A 17,659-nucleotide genomic window follows, 5' to 3' on the forward strand; every position below is an offset into this window, starting at 1 on the left:
GTTCGATGCATCGAACTGTGTTCGAGGATAGAACGGTGTTTGATTGAATGCAAGTCTCTCGGTAGATTCAAGGCATGGCATCTGAGACTCCCCCGCGTCCGCGAGGCGACCACAACGTGAATTCACGCAGCCAGGACCCTCGTGATTCATCGACGGACGCTCAACGCAGGAGCATTCCCTCCCGACGCCGAGGTGGTCGTGGGGAGGCGCGCACGCGTACGTCCCTCTCGCTGGAGCAGATCATCGCCGCCGCGATCACCACGCTCGACGCCGTTGGGGCGGAGAAGATGACACTGCGCGGACTGGCCGCACAGCTCGACAGCGGCGTGGCCAGTCTCTACTGGTACGCCTCCGGCAAGGACCAACTGATGGCCATCGTCTCCGATGAACTGTTGGGACGGGCATTGGACGAGGCCGAGGCCCTCGAACGTGCCGATCAGCCGCACCCGAAGCAGTTCGAGAACTATCCTCCCCCAGAGCCCGATGGCCGCACGAGCACCGGTACCGCTGAGGGCCTGCTGCAGATTCGACGGCTCGTGCTGTGCCTGTTCGCCCAGATGCTCGAGCACCGTTGGCTGGCCTCTCAGCTCATCAAGGCGGGCCCCGACGAGCAGAATTCGCTGAGCTACTGGGAGTTAGTCGGTCAGGCCCTCCAGAATAGTGGGCTGGACCTGACCCGCCAGCTTCAGGCGTCAATGGTCGTGTCCACCTATGCTTCCGGCATGGGCGCGGAAGTCTCTCAGCGTGCGATCGAACGCGAAGCCGCCGAGGATGCTGAAGCCCAACACACTGCCCAAATCGACCACTGGGCAAGTTTCAGTGAGGAAGACTTCCCCTTCGTGCACTCCGTGCTCGGCGAGTTCGAAAACCTCGACGAGGCATCGGATTTCGTCATGGGCCTCGACCTCGTCCTGTCAGGGCTGGAACGCCTCACCTGGGACTGAACTGCTTTGAGGGTGAGGCCACGGCTCAGAAACCGTCGAGCTGCTCGAGGAGTTCGCCCACGGTGGCAACAGGCAGGGAGCACTGCGTCCCTCGGCAGACGATCGCGGTACCTTCGGGCACCTCGACCTCGGATCCGCTCACGCCCGGGACTCCGGTTGAATCGGTCAGGAGCGTGACCGCAGGGTGCCGGGCAGCGAATCCGCTCAACTCGGCATTTCGAGTGGCCACACGCACCGGGCTGAGTGCTCGCTCGGACAGCCACAGCGCGTGACCGCAGCCGCGCGGGGCTCGACCGGCGAGTGCCCTATAGACACCGAGCAAGCGATCGCGCAGTTCAAGAAGTCCTCCAGTGCTCAGATCCTCAGCCCCAGCGGTGCCAGTGGACGAGTCGCCACCCACCGCAAGACTGGCTGTCGGGCCATTTCCAACACTGCTGTCGACACCGAGCTCTGCGAGCAGAAGCGCCACCTCTGCTGCGGCAGATCTGCCGGAGGGCACCGTGTTATCCACCGGATCGGATGCTCTCACACTCAGGATCTCGTCGCCCATGGAGTCGAATACCTCGAGCGTCTCCCCTTCAGCAGTGAAGTCGGCGAACATCGTCGCGCTCAACGACACCAGGTCACTCACCTGCACGGACGCCCCCGGCAGCTGTCGAACTGTGATGCCGGCAGTGATGAACTGTGCCCAGTCAGCGAGTACGGCCTGGCCGGGTCCAGGTGTGTCGCCGGTGAAGCTGCGGCGGACGTTGAGCCTCGAATCGGAGCTGGCACCACCGGCGCTCACGTCTGAGTCGCCGTCAACGCGTGGACCGGAGTCGCCGAAGCGCGCCAGCATCGCGTCCCACAGATGGACTGCCGCACTCCCCCAGCTCACCGACGCATCAGTGTCTGCGGAAGCCCCGGCATCACTCGTCGCGTCCGCATCGCCTGTGGAACCGGTGTACAGCGCCGCTTCGGCCAGAGCCGTCACTGCCAGTGAATTCCATTCGGTGATCGTCTTCTCATCCCGCGCCGGCTGGGACCGCTGCTCCAGCAATTCTCTGAGCCCGGATCGTTGCGCGGCCGTCGCCGAGGTGGCCCACGGCGCGGGATGCTCCTCGTCGAAGGGCACCTCGTCCATGCCCAACCAGTCGATGATCCGGATGGCGGCGATGACGTTCCCGGAGAGCTCTGCGCCAGCCGGCGATTCGACGAGTTGGAGCAGCCCCTCCTGCCCCACCTCGGCAAACTCCTCGGGTGTCACGACGTAAGCGGCGCCCTCTTCCAGCACACCGTCAGCGTTGAGGGAGTCCGCGTCGAGCGCGGCGATGAAGCGGTCCCCGTCGGACATGTCCGCGTTGAGGAAATTCGCGGTGTCGGTGACCTCGCGTTCGGCGAGCGCCAACCACTTAGAATCCGGGTTGAGCGCGCGTTCGACCTTCGCCCACTGGACGGCGGCGCGCAGGTAGAGCGCATTGTCGTAGAGCATCTTCTCGAAGTGCGGCACGAACCACTGCCGGTCGACGCTGTAGCGGGCGATGCCGCCGCGCACCTGGTCACGCATGCCGCCGCTCGCGATCCGTGCGAAGGTGCTGCGCACCGCGATGAGGCAGTCGAGGATGAGTTCACCCTCGAGATGGCCATCGGCTCCCACCGTGTCGACCTTTCCAGGAGCAAGCGCCCCTTCCCTCGCCGAGGTGGTTCCACCCAAGCGCACGAATGTGGCCAAGAGCTGCATGAGGTTCATCAGCGGCGGGAACTTCGGTGCCTTGCCGAACCCGCCCCACGCGGGGTCATACGAGTCGAGCAGGGATTCGGCTGCCGAGTCGAGCTCCTCGGCGCTCAGCAGTTCCGAGGCGGCTTCGGCAGGCAATGCGTCCGAGACGGCGCTGGCCATATCGGCGAGCCCACGATCCATGCGTTTGGTCATCTCGGTCACCTCGTCGCGACGCTCCATCCACGACTGGGACACGGCCGCGAGCACCTGGGTGAACGCGGGCAGGTTCCCCCGCGGCGCCGGCGGGAAGTACGTCCCGGCGTAGAAGGGACTGCCTTCGGGTGTGGCGAAGATCGTCATCGGCCAGCCGCCCTGGCCACGCATCGCCTGGAGGGCGTTCATGTAATAGGAGTCGATGTCCGGGAGCTCTTCGCGGTCGATCTTGATCGGCAGGAAGTTCTCGTTGATGACGGCCGCGATGGCCTCGTCCTCGAAGGATTCGTGGGCCATGACGTGGCACCAGTGGCACGTGGAGTAGCCGATCGAGATGAGCAGCGGTACGTCACGACGGGCCGCCTCGGCGAGGTTGCCCTTCGTCCACATCCGCCAGTCGACGGGATTGTCGGCGTGGGCGCGAAGGTAGGGACTGGTGGACGACGCGAGTTCATTGGCCATGGACCCAGCGTCTCATTCGGAGGCCCGACTTGAGAACCGGCGTCTCATTCCACCGGCCCTGACCGTGGCGTCGACCATTGATCGGAACCGTCCTCTTATCGACAAGCCAACTGGTTAATTACCATGTGGTTCTATGGGATGATTCCACCATGGATGAGGAGACGTATTCACAGACGAAAAGGCCTGGGACAGGTGCCGCCGAGGACCAGAATCCTGCTCTCAGCGGCGGCCCGACTCCGATGCGCTTCACAGTGGTCGCACTCGCGTTCGTCGTTCATTTCGTCGCTTGGATCGGCTACTGCGCACTCATGGTCGCCTCATCCAACTACTACTTCGCCCAGGGCGTGCCCACCGGAGTCGCCATGTTCGTCCTGGCTTGTGTGGCCGGTGCCGCTGCCATCGTCATCGCGCGCGAGCTGCCGCCCATCCCGCGCAGCATTGTCACCGTGCTCAGCATTGCTGTCTTCGGAATCTCCGGCCTCGCCGAGGTGGTCGGACGCGTCGAACGACCGACGCCGGAACTGATGGTTGTGACCTTCGCAGAAATTGTCCCGCTCATCGGCATGCTCGTCTTCCCCTTCATCATCGCGGGGGTCCTCGTTGCAGTGGCGAGCAAGCCTGCGGTGGCGGGCCGGCCGACAGTCGGCGCAGGTATCGTGCTTCTTGCCTGTGTGGTGATCGCGTTCTGCTGCCTCCTGCCGTACTTCGGGTTCCTCGATCCGACTGCGCTGCCCTCATGGTTCAGGACGGAGTTGCCGATCGCACTGAACTCCGGAGTCGGCACGGTTGCCGTGGCGTTCGTGCTTGGGCGTGTGCAGCTCCGCGCCCTGTCGTTCGGCTGGTCTCTGGCCATCCGAGCCTTCGGCTTCGTCACCCTGGCTTGCGGAATGCACCTGTGCAGCCTCTCGACAGGTCTGCTCGTGGGCTTCTATCCTCTTGGCGACGGCGGCAGGATGTTCTGGAGGGGAGCCACGTTGGGGTTCCCCATCGGCGCAGCGGCCCTGCTCGTCTCTGTGGCAGCGGCGAGGCGTCGGCGCTGACCTCAGAGGTCTTCGACGACCGCGACGAGCCGGTCGGGCCTGTTGGTGATGATGCCATCGGCGCCGAGGTCGACAGCCTTCTCCATGTCTTCGACGCTGTCGACGGTCCACACAAGGCTCGACATCCCCAGCTCGTGAACATGGCCGAGGAAGGTGGCATCGGCCGCGATGTACTGGGGATTGACCTGATCGACCCAGGTGGCAAAGTCGCGCAGTTCGTCCGGGCAGGGCCGCCCCAGAACCCCGACGGGGATCTCCGGCGCCAGCGCGTGGAACTCACGGATGAAGGCCCAGTCACCGGACTGGACGACGAGCATCCCCGCCGCCAATGCCCGGTCCAGATAGTCAGGCGATGCGGTCAGAGATTCAACGAGCGCCTGGGCGAACCCCGGGTATTGGGTGGGGTGTTTGACCTCGAGGAGCAGCCCGGTGCGGGTCACGTGCACCAGATCGAGCACCTCGGCGAGAAGAGGGACCCGGACGCCGGTGAACGATTCGGACTTCCAGCTGCCCGCGTCGAGGCTGGCGATCTCTGCTGTGGTCATGGTCTTCACGCTGTAGTCCGTGCGGTCAGGATGGGCGAGGCGGACATTCGTCGTCCGCTCCACGGTGACGTCGTGGATGACGACGAGTTCTCCGTCAGCATTCATGTGCACGTCGATCTCGAGCATGTCGGTGCCCTGGTCGATGGCGGCGACGAAGGCCGGGATCGTGTTCTCCGGATAGTCGGCTGACGCGCCACGATGCGCGATGACCAGAGGCGGAACCCGGGTGTGGGTGACGGCCTCGGAGGTGTGGTTTGCGAGGGTGATTGGCATGGCGGGGACTCCTCAGAGTTGGCGACTCGGTGCAGGCTCGAGCGGCCGATGGCGCAGTGTATTGCCGACAACCCTAAGCAACCCGAGCAATGAACGGATGATGTCTGGGTAGACGCGACGTGAATGCTAGATGGGTACAGCGTCAGTTTCGGTCGGCTTTCGCCTTCCTGAGGGATTTGCGCCTTCCTGAGGGACTTTGCCTGTGTGAGGGACTTGCGCAGGGGCGATGTCATGCGTTTCCTCACTTCGGTGGCAGACTGGAGTGCAACTGCAGAAGTAGCACATGGTGTCCACACACCCCCATACCCACACATCAAGCACTGAGCTTGTCGAAGGAGGCATAGATCGATGGAGATGCTCCAGAGCGCGTTCGACAGTGTCAGCGGAGTCATCACGTACGTTCTCGTCGCGGTTCTCATCCCGACAGGGTTGTACTTCACGATTCGTACGGGTGCCGTTCAGTTACGGCTGCTGCCCGAAATGTTCCGCACGATCGTGGAACCAGGCGGACACGATTCCGAAGGCAATCGGAACATCTCCCCGTTCCGTGCCTTCTCCATCTCCGCGGCCTCTCGTGTCGGCACGGCCAATATCGCCGGTGTCGCGCTTGCCATCTCCTTGGGCGGGCCCGGTGCGGTGTTCTGGATGTGGCTGACTGCCATCGTCGGCGGCGCCACTGCCTTCGCTGAGTCCGCACTCGGGCAGCTCTACAAGGAGAAGGACGGACCGAACTTCCGAGGCGGTCCTGCGTACTACATCAACCGCGCGCTGAACATGAAATGGCTCGGTCTGGTCTTCGCAGTCATCGTCGCCATCACCTATGGCATCGTCTTCAACTCCGTGCAGTCGAACTCCATCGTCGACGCGGTCGGAGCATCATTCGACGTCGACGATTCCAACTTCGCCTTCACCGCAATCACCGGTGTGGTCGTCGCCGTCGGGGCCTACCTGATCTTCGCCGGAGGTGCCAAGCGCATCTCGAACGTCTCCGCATACCTCGTCCCGATCATGGCCGGGCTGTATCTGATCGTCGGCATCATCGTAGTGGCGATCAACCTCGGCGCTGTCCCCGGAATGATCGTCACCATCTTCAGCGACGCGTTCAGCTTCAACTCGATCGCTGGAGGCTCGATCGGTTCGATCATGCTCATCGGTGTTCAGCGCGGCCTGTTCTCGAATGAGGCCGGCATCGGTTCGGTCCCAAATGCGGCGGCGACAGCGTCGGCGTCGCACCCGGCCAAGCAGGGTTTCGTTCAGGCACTCGGCGTGTACTTCGACACGATCCTCGTCTGCTCGATCACCGCTTTCATCATCCTCCTGTCGAACCCGGAATACGGCAGCTCGGCCGAGGGTGTCCAGCTGACGCAGACCGCCTTGAGCGGACAGCTCGGCCAGTGGGCGATCCACTTCCTCACGTTCGCAATCTTCCTCTTCGCGTTCACGTCGATCCTCGGCAACTACTACTACGGCGAAGCCAATATCGAGCATCTGACCCGCAGCAAGACAGCGCTGCGCATCTATCAGGTGATCGTGATGGTGGCTGTCTTCATCGGCGGGATCGCCGCACTCGACCTGGTCTGGACGGCGGCAGACATCTTCATGGCGATCATGGCGCTGATCAACCTGTTCGCGCTCCTGATGCTCTCACCTGTGGTGTTCAGCCTGTTGAAGAACTATATGGAGCAGCGTCGCGCTGGGCTGGAGCCGATCTTCCGCCGCGGTGACCTTCCCACCTACAAACGCATCAACACCGATGTCGACGCCTGGGACGGCACGGACGAAGTCACCACGGCGAAGTTCTGGCAGGACCGTGGCAAGAAGGTACGCCCGGACGACAAGTGATTCTGCCGGCACAGTGATCGTGAAACCACACCGGGCGCACCCTTTGCTGAGAGCGCCCGATGTGGTTTTCATGTTCTCTACCTAGGAGGAAGTTCCCATGACTGTGGTTCGCAGAGAATTGGCCGAGTCCCTCGCCGAGGCGACCGGATGGACGGTCACGGCCGACTCCCATCGAGTGACGTTCACCAGTGATGATCCACCGCAGGTGGTCATCTGGACGGTCACCGATGCGGACCTCGGGCGCCTCCGGTACAACGAGAACCTCCGCGCATCAGGATACGGAGGCCGTCAGACAGCCGAGCTCGGTGTCTTGGGGCTGCCTCTCGGCGAAGCGTTAGGTCCGTTCGAAGGGGCCCGCGGATATATGCACGGGGCAGACCTGACGATCCGCGAGTGACCTAGGTCAGCGCTTGACCGACTTCGAGGTGGCTCCTGTCGCCCAGCTCACCTGGCTGAAGGTGACCCGGTAGGACTTCTTGCTCTTCGTCTTGACCTTGTACGTGGCCTTGCCCTTCTTGGCGGTGACCGTCTTGATGGTCTTCCACTTGCTCCCGGACTTGACCTGGAACTTCACTTTGGGGCTGTAGTTGACCTTGCCGTACTTCTCCGGGTTGTAGACCTTGGTCTTCGAAGTCAGAGTGACGGTCTTTCCGCTGCGCTTGGTCGAGAGCGAGGCGTACGTCTTGCCGCGGACGTAGAAGTAGCCTTTGGTTCGGTCAGCTCGTTCGACTTCACCGTATCTGTAATCAGGGTAGCTTCCATGGCTATACGCCCTGATCTCGGACGGACCGATCGTGTACTTCCCGAGCCCATCTGAAGATGGACAGAGCATGATCCGGTCCTTCTTCGAACTGCTGTAGTCCGAGAACCAAGCCGTATCTGTCCAGCCGTGACGGCCCTTGATGTCAGTGTCGACGTCCCAATCGTCGACCTTTGTCTTCTTGTGCTTCATGTAGACGTTTGTCCACTTGCAGTTCCAATCGGAGACGACAACGCTGTCGCCCGACAACTTGGTCACGTCGAAGGATGTACTTGCGGCCTCCGCGGACACAGCGGGACCGACAACAAGTGCCACAGCGGCAACGGCAGAAACAAGGGCGCGCCTGATGAACTTCAAGGGGACTCCCAAGGTAAGAGGTAAGAACTGGGATTGCCAGAGTTGGAGTCTTGGAATGTACTGTCGGCAGCGTCAGGCATCGAAACTTGAAAGTTGTATGACCGAAGAGTACCACGCCTGCAGTCGACGCTGGCCGCACGCATGAGAAAAGGTGGCCACGCTGCCAATGGCGTGGATCGCTCTATGCGATCGCCATTGGTGCGTGACCACCTTTCACGGCGTCCGCCGGTGCGTCAGCACCGAAACCGGACAACAGCCTGCTTCAGTGACAGATCAACGATCGGCCACCTCGGCGAGGGGGAGCTTGTCAGCTCACGAGAGGATCTCAGTCCTCTTCGACGATGAGCGGGTAGACACCGTTCTCGTCGTGGGTCTCACGGCCGGTGACCGGCGGGTTGAACACGCAGGCCATGCGCAGCTCTTCCTCGGCGACCACGGTGTGCTTCTCGTGTCCGTCGAGCAGGTACATGGTGCCGTCGGAGAGTGGGTAGGTTTCGCCTGTCTCGTGATCGGTCAGTGTGCCCTTGCCCTGCACGCAGTACACGCCCTCGATGTGGTTCTGATAGTGGAACGTCGAGGTGGTTCCTGCGTAGATCACGGTGTCGTGGAGCGAGAATCCGACGCGCTCCTTGCCCAGCACCATGCGGCGGCTTCGCCAGGTCTCTGACTTGATGTCGCGGTCTGTGTCGTTGAGGTCATCGCGGTTGACTACGTACATTCGTGGTCCTCTCGTTTGGTATATCAGACGGGTTGCCGATGTCTCAGTCGAAATGTCGACCGATCCACCGGCAACGCGTCATTCAAGTTACATGGTTGAGTCTCGGCGAACCGAAGCTCAGTTTTTCAGGCTCTCGCGCTCAGCTGGGGGCTGGCTCAGACCGCCGCAGGTTCTGCGGCCGGAGCGAACTTCAGCACAGCGGCCTCGATGATGTCGAGGCCCTGCTCCAGATCGTGCGACGAGATGGTCAGCGGAGGCATGATCTTCGTGACCTCATCCTTGGGACCGGAGGTCTCGAGGAGCAGGCCGTTGTCGAAGGCCTCTGCTGCCACCTTGCCGGCGACCTCGTCGTCCTCGAAGTGCAGTCCGGCGAGGAGTCCGCGTCCACGGATGGATGCTCCCTCTGCCTTCTCCACAATCGAGTCGAGGCGCTGGTGCAGTGCGGCGATCGTGTCGGCCAATTCGTTCTGGAACGTGTTGTCGGCCCAGAAGTTCTTGATCGCGGCGGTCGCCGTGACGAATGCGGGGTTGTTTCCGCGGAAGGTCCCGTTGTGCTCGCCTGGTTCCCAGACGTCGAGCTCGGGGCGGAACAGGGTGAGTGCCATGGGCAGGCCCGAACCGGAGATCGACTTCGACAGGCACACGATGTCAGGTTCGATGCCGGCCTCTTCGAAGCTGAAGAACGATCCGGTACGGCCGCAGCCGGCCTGGACATCGTCGACGATGAGCAGGATGTCGTGCTTCTTGGTCAGCTCGGACAGAGCACGAAGCCATTCGGCGCGAGCGGCGCGGAGGCCGCCTTCGCCCTGCACGGTCTCAACGATGACAGCGGCTGGCTTGTCGACGCCGGAGCCGGAGTCTTCGAGGACCTTCTCGAGCCACAGGAAGTCTGGGATCTCGCCGTCGAAGTAGTCGTCATAGGGAATCTTCGAGCTGTTGGTCAGCGGGATGCCTGCGCCTTCGCGCTTCATCGAGTTACCGGTCACCGACAGCGATCCCAGGGTCATGCCGTGGAACGCGTTGGTGAAGGACAGCATGTGCTGACGGCCGGTGACCTTGCGGGCCAGTTTGAGGGCAGCCTCGACGGTGTTGGTTCCCGTTGGTCCGGGGAACATCACGGTGTAGTCGAGTCCGCGCGGCTTGAGGATGAGGTCCTGGAAGGTCTCGAGGAACTCACGCTTGGCCGGGGTCTTCATGTCCAGCGAGTGCAGAACAGCACCTGACTGGAGGTACTCGATGAGAGGGTTCATCACGACGGGGTTGTTGTGCCCGTAGTTGAGAGCTCCGGCGCCGGAGAAGAAATCGATGAATTCCTTGCCGTCTTCGCCCCACTGCTTCGCGCCATGTGCCTTGGCGAAGGTGGCGGGCCAGGAGCGCGAGTATCCTCGCACCTCTGATTCGCGGGTTTCGAAGATATCGGGAGTTGTGGTCTTAGAGGTTTCGGTCATCACTTGAGTCCTTTCGACTTCTGGATTACCCGCCTGCCTCGTGAGCAAGCGGCTAGGCGGTGGCCGCGACCGATCAGTTTCGGGTACGGCGCTCGCCCGTCGGCGTCCTCAGACGGGATCAGCTGATCCCCAGGTCGCCTGGTGGCACCACGCTTCTCAGCGGTGCATCACAGTGGTGCGATTTCGTACAGGTACTCGGTGTCGTGACCATCCGGGTACAGATCCGGAGTGATCAGCGCACGTCGTTCGCAATTTGCGTCACGCTGCTCAGCGAATGACTGGAACAGTCGGTTTGACGCGTCGTTGTCATCGGTGATCGTCGTCTCCAGGCGGAGCGCATTGGTGCGATCAGCCAGCTCGTTGAGCATGGTCTTCGCCAATCCGTGTCCGCGGAAGTCCGACGACACTGCGACCTGCCAGATCATCAGCGTGTTAGGCCGATCCGGGCGGGTGTAACCGGTGACGAACCCGGCGGGCTCTCCGCCGATTCGCGCGATGGTCGAGGTTGCCGAGAAATCACGACACCAGAGGATGTACGAGTACGAAGAGTTGAGGTCGAGAACGGCCGAATCTTTAGCCAGTCTCCACATGTGTTGTCCGTCCTCCATGGTTGGAGTACGAACATCGGTTTCTGTTTGAGGTTCAGCGACTGCGTTTCTCACGCCCCCAAACCTAACGACCTGAGGATGAGCGTCAACTCCGAAATCGGCGATTCACGCCACATTCGGGGGTGATTCCCGCGCGTGTTCCCCAAGTCATGAACCGGGGCTTCCCCATGGCATCTCTGGGATGCGCCAGGGCTCTCCTGCGCGCTCATTCCGGGGCAGAGCTTCGTTATCGTTTCGTTACATTCCAGAGGGTTTGGAACAGCGGTTCCACGGCTGTTCCACGTTTCGAAGCCGTCTCGGGGCATACCTGGAGGATGGCTTTTCAGGGTATGGGCAGCAGGGCCTCATGGCCGCCTCGTGGGCAGCTTCAGCATTCGACGACGTTGACGGCGAGGCCGCCCTGTGCTGTCTCCTTGTACTTCGAGCTCATGTCCGCGCCTGTCTGGCGCATCGTCTCGATCACCTCGTCGAGGCTGACTCTGTGCTGGCCATCGCCCCACAGGGCCATCCTCGAAGCGTTGATGGCCTTGCCGGCGGCGATCGCGTTGCGTTCGATGCACGGGACCTGCACGAGCCCGGAGATCGGGTCGCAGGTCAGGCCCAGATTATGCTCCATGGCGATCTCGGCGGCATTCTCGACCTGCTCGGGAGTTCCGCCCATGATGGCGGCCAGTCCCCCAGCTGCCATCGACGACGCGGATCCGACCTCGCCCTGACAGCCCACCTCGGCGCCGGAGATCGATGCCCTCTCCTTGTACAGGACGCCCACCGCCGCCGAGGTGAGCAGGAAGTCCACGATCGCCGTGTGCTTGGCGGCCTCGCCGCCCTTGACCACGGAATCCACATAGTTCAGCGCATAGTGGAGGACGGCAGGGATGATGCCGGCGGCACCGTTCGTCGGCGCGGTGACCACGCGGCCACCCGAGGCGTTCTCCTCGTTGACGGCCATGGCGATGAGGTTGACCCATTCCAGGTAGTAGCCGGGATCGCGATCGGGGTCCTCGGCCTTGAGCTTGAGGTACCAGTCGTGGGCGCGCCGGCGCACTTTGAGTCCGCCCGGCAGATAGCCAGAGCGATCCAGGGACGCCGAGGCGCATTCCTCCATCACGGAGTAGATGTGGAGGAGTCCGTGGCGGATCTCGTCCTCATCGCGCATCGACTTCTCGTTGACGAGCATGATCTCAGCGACGGACATGCCCGTGTCCTTGCATCGCTGCAGGAGTTCGACGGCCGAGTGAAACGGGTACGGCAGCTCTTCGCTGTAGGACTGCAGCTCGGCGTCGACGACCGAATCGGCAACGGCGAATTCGCTGGCGTCGTCGTCTCCGGACTCGGCAACAGCCTCGGCGGCCTGCTCCTTCTCACGGAACTCGGTCTCGGAGGTGACGAAGCCGCCGCCCACGGAGTAGTAGGTCTCTTCGGCCAGAGTCTGACCTTCGGCGTCGAAGGCGGCGATGGTCATGGCGTTCGTGTGTCGGGGTTGGATGGTCAGGGGACGCTTGACCATATCGTCTTCGGTGAAGGCGATCTCGACGCCGCCCCCAGCAGAGTTCGCGATGGCCCCAGCAGAGTCCGCGCCGTCGGCAGCACCAGTGCCACCGGCAGCGTCGCCGAGGAGGATCGTTCCCGTCTCGGACATGCGAGTCCGGCGGGCAGTGAGTTCATTGGCTTCGACGCGATCGGGTGCACAGCCCTCAAGGCCGATGAGGATGGCGTCGAAGGTGCCGTGACCGGCACCGGTGGCGGCAAGGGATCCGAACACATCAACCTTGATGCTGGAGACGGATCCGAGCTTGTCGCCCAGAAGTGTGAGGAAGCTCGATGCCGCTCGCATCGGGCCGACGGTGTGAGAACTCGACGGGCCGATGCCGACGGTAAAGAGATCGAAGACGCTCAGTGGCATGGAAGATACTCCGATTCTTTTCAGGTGATCGATGGGACCGACCAAGGCCGGAAGTTCCAGCCCGGTCGGACTGCGTCGTTCCAGCCGTGGCCGGTCCCATCGGTCGGAGGGTGTGTCAGAGGGAATTGGCCTCTGCGTAGCCTGCTGCATCCATCACTTCGCCCAGCTCGGTGACGGTGACTTCGAACAGCCAGCCGTCGCCGTAGGGGTCGGAGTTGAGCAGTCCTGGGTTGTCCGTGGCTGCCTCGTTGATGGAGGTGACTTCACCGGTCACGGGGCAGTACAGGTCGGAGACCGATTTGGTCGATTCGACCTCGCCACAGGTCTCGCCTGCGGTGACGGTGTCGCCGATCTCGGGGAGGTCCACGTAGACGACCTCGCCGAGGGCGTCAGAGGCGACTGCGGTGATGCCGATCTTCACCGTGTTGCCGACGATGGCGTCAGCGCTGGCGTTGATCCACTCGTGTTCGGCGGAGTAGGTGAAGTTCTCTGGAAGTGGGGGCAATTGCGCCATGATCGTCCTTTTCTGCTTGATTGACAGCTGTGTGGGTGAGCAGGTGCCCCCCCAGTGTACGAGTCACCGGGGGCATCGGCACCAGGTTCAACGGATCAGTTCTCGCCGCGTTTGTAGAACGGCAACTCGGTCACCGAGAATTCATGCGCCTTGCCGCGGATGTCGACGAAGACTGGTGTGCCGGGATCGGCGAGTCCGCGATCGAGGAACGCCAGGGCGATGGGGTGCCCGAGCGTCGGCGAAGGCTGTCCGGAGGTGATGGTCCCGACGGTTGTCCCGCCTTCGGCACCGACCTCGTCCGCCGAGGCGAAGACGCTCGCTCCCGATCGTGCGGCGCGACGGCCCGCCGAGGTGAGTCCGACGAGTACGCGGGCCGGTTCGGTCTCCCCCAGCTTCGCCAGTGCCTCACGGGCGGCGAAGTTCTCCTTCGTTGTGAACCCGATCATGCGGCCGAGTCCGACGTCGAAGGGTGAGGTCTCGAGGCTGAGTTCGTTGCCGTAGAGCGGCATGCCCGCTTCCAGGCGCAGCGAATCACGTGAGGCCAGTCCGCAGGGCACGAGGCCGTAGTCGACTCCGGCCGTCGTCAGGGTCTCCCACAGGCGCTCGGCGGCGATGTTGGGAATGTAGAGTTCGAAGCCGTCCTCGCCGGTGTAGCCGGTGCGCGCGAGCATCAGGTCGATGCCCGCGATCGTCAGCGGCATCCACGCGTAGTACTTCAGCTCCCGAACCGCCTCGCCGACGGTGATCCCGGTCGAGTTGACCGAGGAATCATCCGCGGTGCCGTCGACGGCCGCATCGTTGGCCGCTGATCCGTCCGCCGCTGTGGTCGCGGGTCCGAATTCCCCATGTGCACCCTCATCGAGGGCGCGCAGGATGATGGCCTCGGAGTTCGGCCCCTGCACGGCGATGAGCGCAGTGTCCTCGGACTCGTCGAAGAGTTTGGCATCGGCTCCCGGGGACTCGTTCTGCAGGAAGTACCGCAGCCGTTCCTTCAGGGTCGCGAGGACGGTCGGGGTGTTCGAGGCGTTGGGGACGATGAGGAACTCTTCGTCGCCGATCCGGTAGGTGATGAGGTCATCGAGGAGGTAGCCCGCCTCATTGACCAACACACCGTACTTGGCCTTGCCGATCTTCATCTTCGAATACTTCGCCACGAGCGCGTAGTCGAGGAACGCGGCGGCGTCGGAGCCGGTGAGGCGGACTTCGCCCATGTGGGAGAGGTCGAAGATTCCCGCGGCCTCACGCACGGCCCGGTGCTCGGCCAGTTCGGAGCCGTACTTCAGCGGCATGTCCCAGCCGCCGAAGTCGGTGAAGGATGCGCCCAGCTTGTCGTGGGTTGAGTGCAGCGGGGTCTCGCGCGTCGAGTTCTCAGTACTCATCAGTCGTCCTCTTCATCGTTGACTTCGAAGGCCTCTGGCGGCGGGCAGGTGCACACCAGGTTGCGGTCGCCGTAGGCGCCGTCGATGCGGCTGACCGGCGGGAAGTACTTGGTTGCCTTCAGTCCCTTGACCGGGAACACGGCAGTCTCGCGGGAGTACTTGGCATCCCAGTTATCCATCACGACGGTCGCCGGGTGCGGGGCACCGGCCAGTGGGGACTCCTCGTAGGTGTACTTGTCGCCGATCGAATCGATCTCTGCGCGGATGACGCGCATGGCTTCGATGAAGCGGTCGAGTTCGTCCTTGTCTTCAGACTCGGTCGGTTCGACCATCAGGGTGCCCGGGACCGGGAACGCCAGGGTCGGGGCGTGGAAGCCGAAGTCGATGAGGCGCTTGGCCACATCCTCGGCGGTGACACCGGACTTCGCGGTGGCCTCGCGCAGGTCGAGGATGGTCTCGTGTCCGACGAGTCCGTGCTCACCCGAGTAGAGGATGGGGAACACGTCGTGGAGTTTGGCCGCCAGGTAGTTGGCACCCAGGAGTGCGGCACGAGAGGCCTCGCGCAGTCCGTCGCCGCCCATGAGTTCGAGGTAGGCGAGGCTGATCGGCAGGACGCCGGCTGAGCCGAACATCGAGGCCGAGATCGGCAGCTCGTGCGCATTCTCATCCCCGGCCACGAGTTCCGCCGAGGTGGGATCACCGGGCAGGTACGGGGCGAGGTGTTCGCGCACCGCGACGGGTCCGACGCCGGGTCCGCCACCGCCGTGGGGGATGCAGAAGGTCTTGTGCAGGTTGAGGTGGGAGACGTCGCCGCCGAATTCGCCGGGCTTGGCCAGACCGACCATCGCGTTGAGGTTCGCACCGTCAACGTAGACCTGACCGCCGGCTGCGTGGATCTTCTCGCAGACCTCACGGACCTCGGATTCGAAGATGCCGTTGGTCGATGGGTAGGTGATCATGATCGCGGCGAGCTTGTCCGCGTTCTTCTCGATCTTCGCGTCGAGGTCGGCGATGTCGACCGATCCGTCCTCGGCTGTCGCGATGACCTGGACCTTGAGTCCGGCCAGGACCGCGGAGGCGGCGTTGGTGCCGTGAGCCGACTGCGGGATGAGCACGACGTCGCGGTCGGTATCGCCGTTGGCGACGTGGAAGTTGCGGATCGCGAGCAGTCCGGCCAGTTCACCCTGGGAGCCGGCGTTGGGCTGCAGGGACACACGGGCATAGCCGGTGACCTCGACGAGCGAGTTCTCCAGGCGGGTGATGAGGGTGCGCCATCCGTGCGTCTGCTCGACGGGGGCGAAGGGGTGGATCGAGGCGAACTCGGGCCAGGTGATGGGTTCCATCTCTGCTGCGGCGTTGAGCTTCATCGTGCACGAGCCCAGCGGGATCATCGTCCGATCCAGCGCCAGGTCCCGGTCGGCCAGGGTGCGCAGGTAGCGCATCATCGAGGTCTCGGAGCCGTGTGCGCTGAAGATCGGGTGGGTGAGGAACTCGGTCGTGCGGTGGAAGCTCTCGTCGAAGGCCGGGGTGGGCACGTGGTTGGCTCCGAATGTCCCCGCCGAGGCGGCTTCGAAGTTCGCCTCATCGACCCGGGCGATGATTCCCAAGGCTTCGAGCAGACCGTTGGCATCGGCGACCGAATGGGATTCGCCGAAGGAGACGCCGATGGTGGAGTCGTCGATGACGCGGACGTTGTAGCCGCCGCGCTCTGCGACGGCTCGGGCCGCTTCCGCATCGGCGACGCGGATGGCCACGGTGTCGAAGAACTCACGGCTGACCACCTCGGCGCCGGGGGCGGTGTTCGCGGCGGTCGCGAAGGCCTGTGCCAGGCGGTGGATGCGGGAGGCGATGCGGGTCAGGCCGACGGGGCCGTGATAGACGGCGTACATCGAGGCGACGTTGGCCAGCAGCGCCTGGGCGGTGCAGATGTTGGACGTGGCCTTCTGCCGACGGATGTGCTGTTCACGGGTCTGCAGGGCCAGACGGTAACCGGGCTTGCCCTGGGCGTCCTTGGAGACGCCGACGAGGCGGCCCGGCAGCTGACGCTGGAGGCCGGACTTCACGGCCATGAACCCGGCGTGGGGTCCGCCGAAGAACAGGGGGACGCCGAAGCGCTGGGCCGAGCCGACGGAGATGTCGGCGCCCTGGGAGGCGGGATCCTTGAGCAGGGTCAGAGCCAAGAGGTCGGCGTCGAAGGTCACGAGTGCGCCGCGGTCATGGGCGCCGTCGACGGCCTCGGTGAAGTCACGGATGACGCCGGTGGTGCCGGGCTGGGCGCAGACGATGCCGAAGATGTCCTCGCCGGCGAGCCCCTCGGCCAAGTCAGCGACAGTGACGCGGAAGTCCATGGCCTTCGCACGGGCGCGGACGACGGCGATGGTCTGCGGATGGAGTTCGGAGTCGAGGACGACGGTTGTCCCCTTCTTCACTGCTCGACGCATGAGAAGGACAGCCTCGGCGACGGCGGTGGCCTCGTCGAGGAGTGAGGCGTTGGCGATGTCGAGACCGGTGAGGTCCTGGACGACCTGCTGGAAGTTGAGCAGCGCCTCGAGGCGGCCCTGGGAGATCTCCGGCTGATAGGGGGTGTAGGCGGTGTACCAGGCGGGGTTCTCGACCAGGTTGCGGCGAATGACGGCCGGGGTGATCGTGTCGTAGTAGCCCTGGCCGATCATCTGCTTGCGCATGATGTTCTGGCCGGCGATCGCGCGGAGGTCATCGAGGACCTCGGCTTCGGAGCGGCCCGTGGGCAGGTCGAGTCCGTCGATCTGAATGGATTCTGGGATGGCTGCACTGGAGAGTGCTTCGAGGGAGTCGTAGCCGAGTTCGGCCAGCATGGCCGCGGTGTCGTCGGCCCGGGGGCCGATATGCCGGTCGGAGAAGGGGCGTTCGGTGTCTCCGGTGGGAGCCGTGGTGTGCGCGAGTGAACTTGTGTGGGCGAGTGAACTGGTCAATTG

14 protein-coding genes are annotated in these 17,659 nt (G+C 63.5%); 4 read left to right on the forward strand and 10 right to left on the reverse strand.

Translation table 11 applies throughout. From position 1 onward, the window contains the following. Positions 1 to 74: 74 nt before the first annotated feature. A complete protein-coding gene (locus HU144_RS01140; RefSeq protein ID WP_235349752.1) occupies positions 75 to 944 on the forward strand; it encodes a TetR/AcrR family transcriptional regulator in 870 nt (289 codons plus the stop codon). A gap of 25 nt (positions 945 to 969) precedes the next feature. Here HU144_RS01140 and HU144_RS01145 read toward each other — a convergent pair whose 3' ends face one another. Beyond that, positions 970 to 3,318: a thioredoxin domain-containing protein gene (locus HU144_RS01145; protein WP_235349753.1), complete on the reverse strand. Its 2,349-nt coding sequence runs from the start codon at positions 3,316 to 3,318 to the stop codon at positions 970 to 972. Between the two features lie 149 nt (positions 3,319 to 3,467). Between HU144_RS01145 and HU144_RS01150 the strand changes: the two genes are divergently transcribed. Then, positions 3,468 to 4,358, forward strand: coding sequence for a hypothetical protein (locus HU144_RS01150; protein ID WP_235349754.1), 891 nt, complete (start codon positions 3,468 to 3,470; stop codon positions 4,356 to 4,358). A gap of 2 nt (positions 4,359 to 4,360) precedes the next feature. Here the strand turns inward: HU144_RS01150 and HU144_RS01155 are convergent, their stop codons facing one another. Further along, a complete protein-coding gene (locus tag HU144_RS01155; protein WP_235349755.1) occupies positions 4,361 to 5,176 on the reverse strand; it encodes a glycerophosphodiester phosphodiesterase in 816 nt (271 codons plus the stop codon). A 348-nt stretch (positions 5,177 to 5,524) separates the two neighbouring features. On the opposite strand from HU144_RS01155, the gene HU144_RS01160 reads away from it, so the two are divergent. Next, positions 5,525 to 7,018: an alanine/glycine:cation symporter family protein gene (locus HU144_RS01160; protein WP_235349756.1), complete on the forward strand. Its 1,494-nt coding sequence runs from the start codon at positions 5,525 to 5,527 to the stop codon at positions 7,016 to 7,018. A 97-nt stretch (positions 7,019 to 7,115) separates the two neighbouring features. Continuing rightward, complete coding sequence (locus HU144_RS01165; RefSeq protein WP_235349757.1) at positions 7,116 to 7,415, forward strand: hypothetical protein; 300 nt, start codon at positions 7,116 to 7,118, stop codon at positions 7,413 to 7,415. A 6-nt stretch (positions 7,416 to 7,421) separates the two neighbouring features. Here HU144_RS01165 and HU144_RS01170 read toward each other — a convergent pair whose 3' ends face one another. From HU144_RS01170 to gcvP, 8 genes are all read right to left on the reverse strand, one after another. Beyond that, a complete protein-coding gene (locus HU144_RS01170; RefSeq protein ID WP_235349758.1) occupies positions 7,422 to 8,036 on the reverse strand; it encodes a hypothetical protein in 615 nt (204 codons plus the stop codon). 424 nt (positions 8,037 to 8,460) lie between these two features. Beyond that, entirely contained in the window at positions 8,461 to 8,853 is a 393-nt protein-coding gene (locus tag HU144_RS01175) for an ectoine synthase (protein ID WP_235349759.1), read from the reverse strand. Positions 8,854 to 9,008: 155 nt separating this feature from the next. Then, a complete protein-coding gene (gene ectB / locus HU144_RS01180; RefSeq protein ID WP_235349760.1) occupies positions 9,009 to 10,301 on the reverse strand; it encodes a diaminobutyrate--2-oxoglutarate transaminase in 1,293 nt (430 codons plus the stop codon). Positions 10,302 to 10,468: 167 nt separating this feature from the next. After that, positions 10,469 to 10,909: a diaminobutyrate acetyltransferase gene (gene ectA / locus HU144_RS01185; RefSeq protein ID WP_186293117.1), complete on the reverse strand. Its 441-nt coding sequence runs from the start codon at positions 10,907 to 10,909 to the stop codon at positions 10,469 to 10,471. Between the two features lie 367 nt (positions 10,910 to 11,276). Further along, on the reverse strand, positions 11,277 to 12,812 hold the full coding sequence (locus tag HU144_RS01190) for an L-serine ammonia-lyase (RefSeq protein ID WP_235349761.1): 1,536 nt from the start codon (positions 12,810 to 12,812) through the stop codon (positions 11,277 to 11,279). 115 nt (positions 12,813 to 12,927) lie between these two features. Next, on the reverse strand, positions 12,928 to 13,326 hold the full coding sequence (gene gcvH / locus HU144_RS01195) for a glycine cleavage system protein GcvH (RefSeq protein ID WP_235349762.1): 399 nt from the start codon (positions 13,324 to 13,326) through the stop codon (positions 12,928 to 12,930). Between the two features lie 95 nt (positions 13,327 to 13,421). Next, complete coding sequence (locus HU144_RS01200; protein WP_235349763.1) at positions 13,422 to 14,705, reverse strand: aminomethyltransferase family protein; 1,284 nt, start codon at positions 14,703 to 14,705, stop codon at positions 13,422 to 13,424. Continuing rightward, positions 14,705 to 17,656: an aminomethyl-transferring glycine dehydrogenase gene (gene gcvP, locus HU144_RS01205; protein ID WP_235349764.1), complete on the reverse strand. Its 2,952-nt coding sequence runs from the start codon at positions 17,654 to 17,656 to the stop codon at positions 14,705 to 14,707. Before gcvP ends, HU144_RS01200 begins: the two co-directional genes overlap by 1 nt. Positions 17,657 to 17,659: the final 3 nt, after the last annotated feature.

This window comes from Brevibacterium sp. UCMA 11752 (assembly GCF_021532235.1).
Lineage (GTDB): Bacteria > Actinomycetota > Actinomycetes > Actinomycetales > Brevibacteriaceae > Brevibacterium > Brevibacterium antiquum.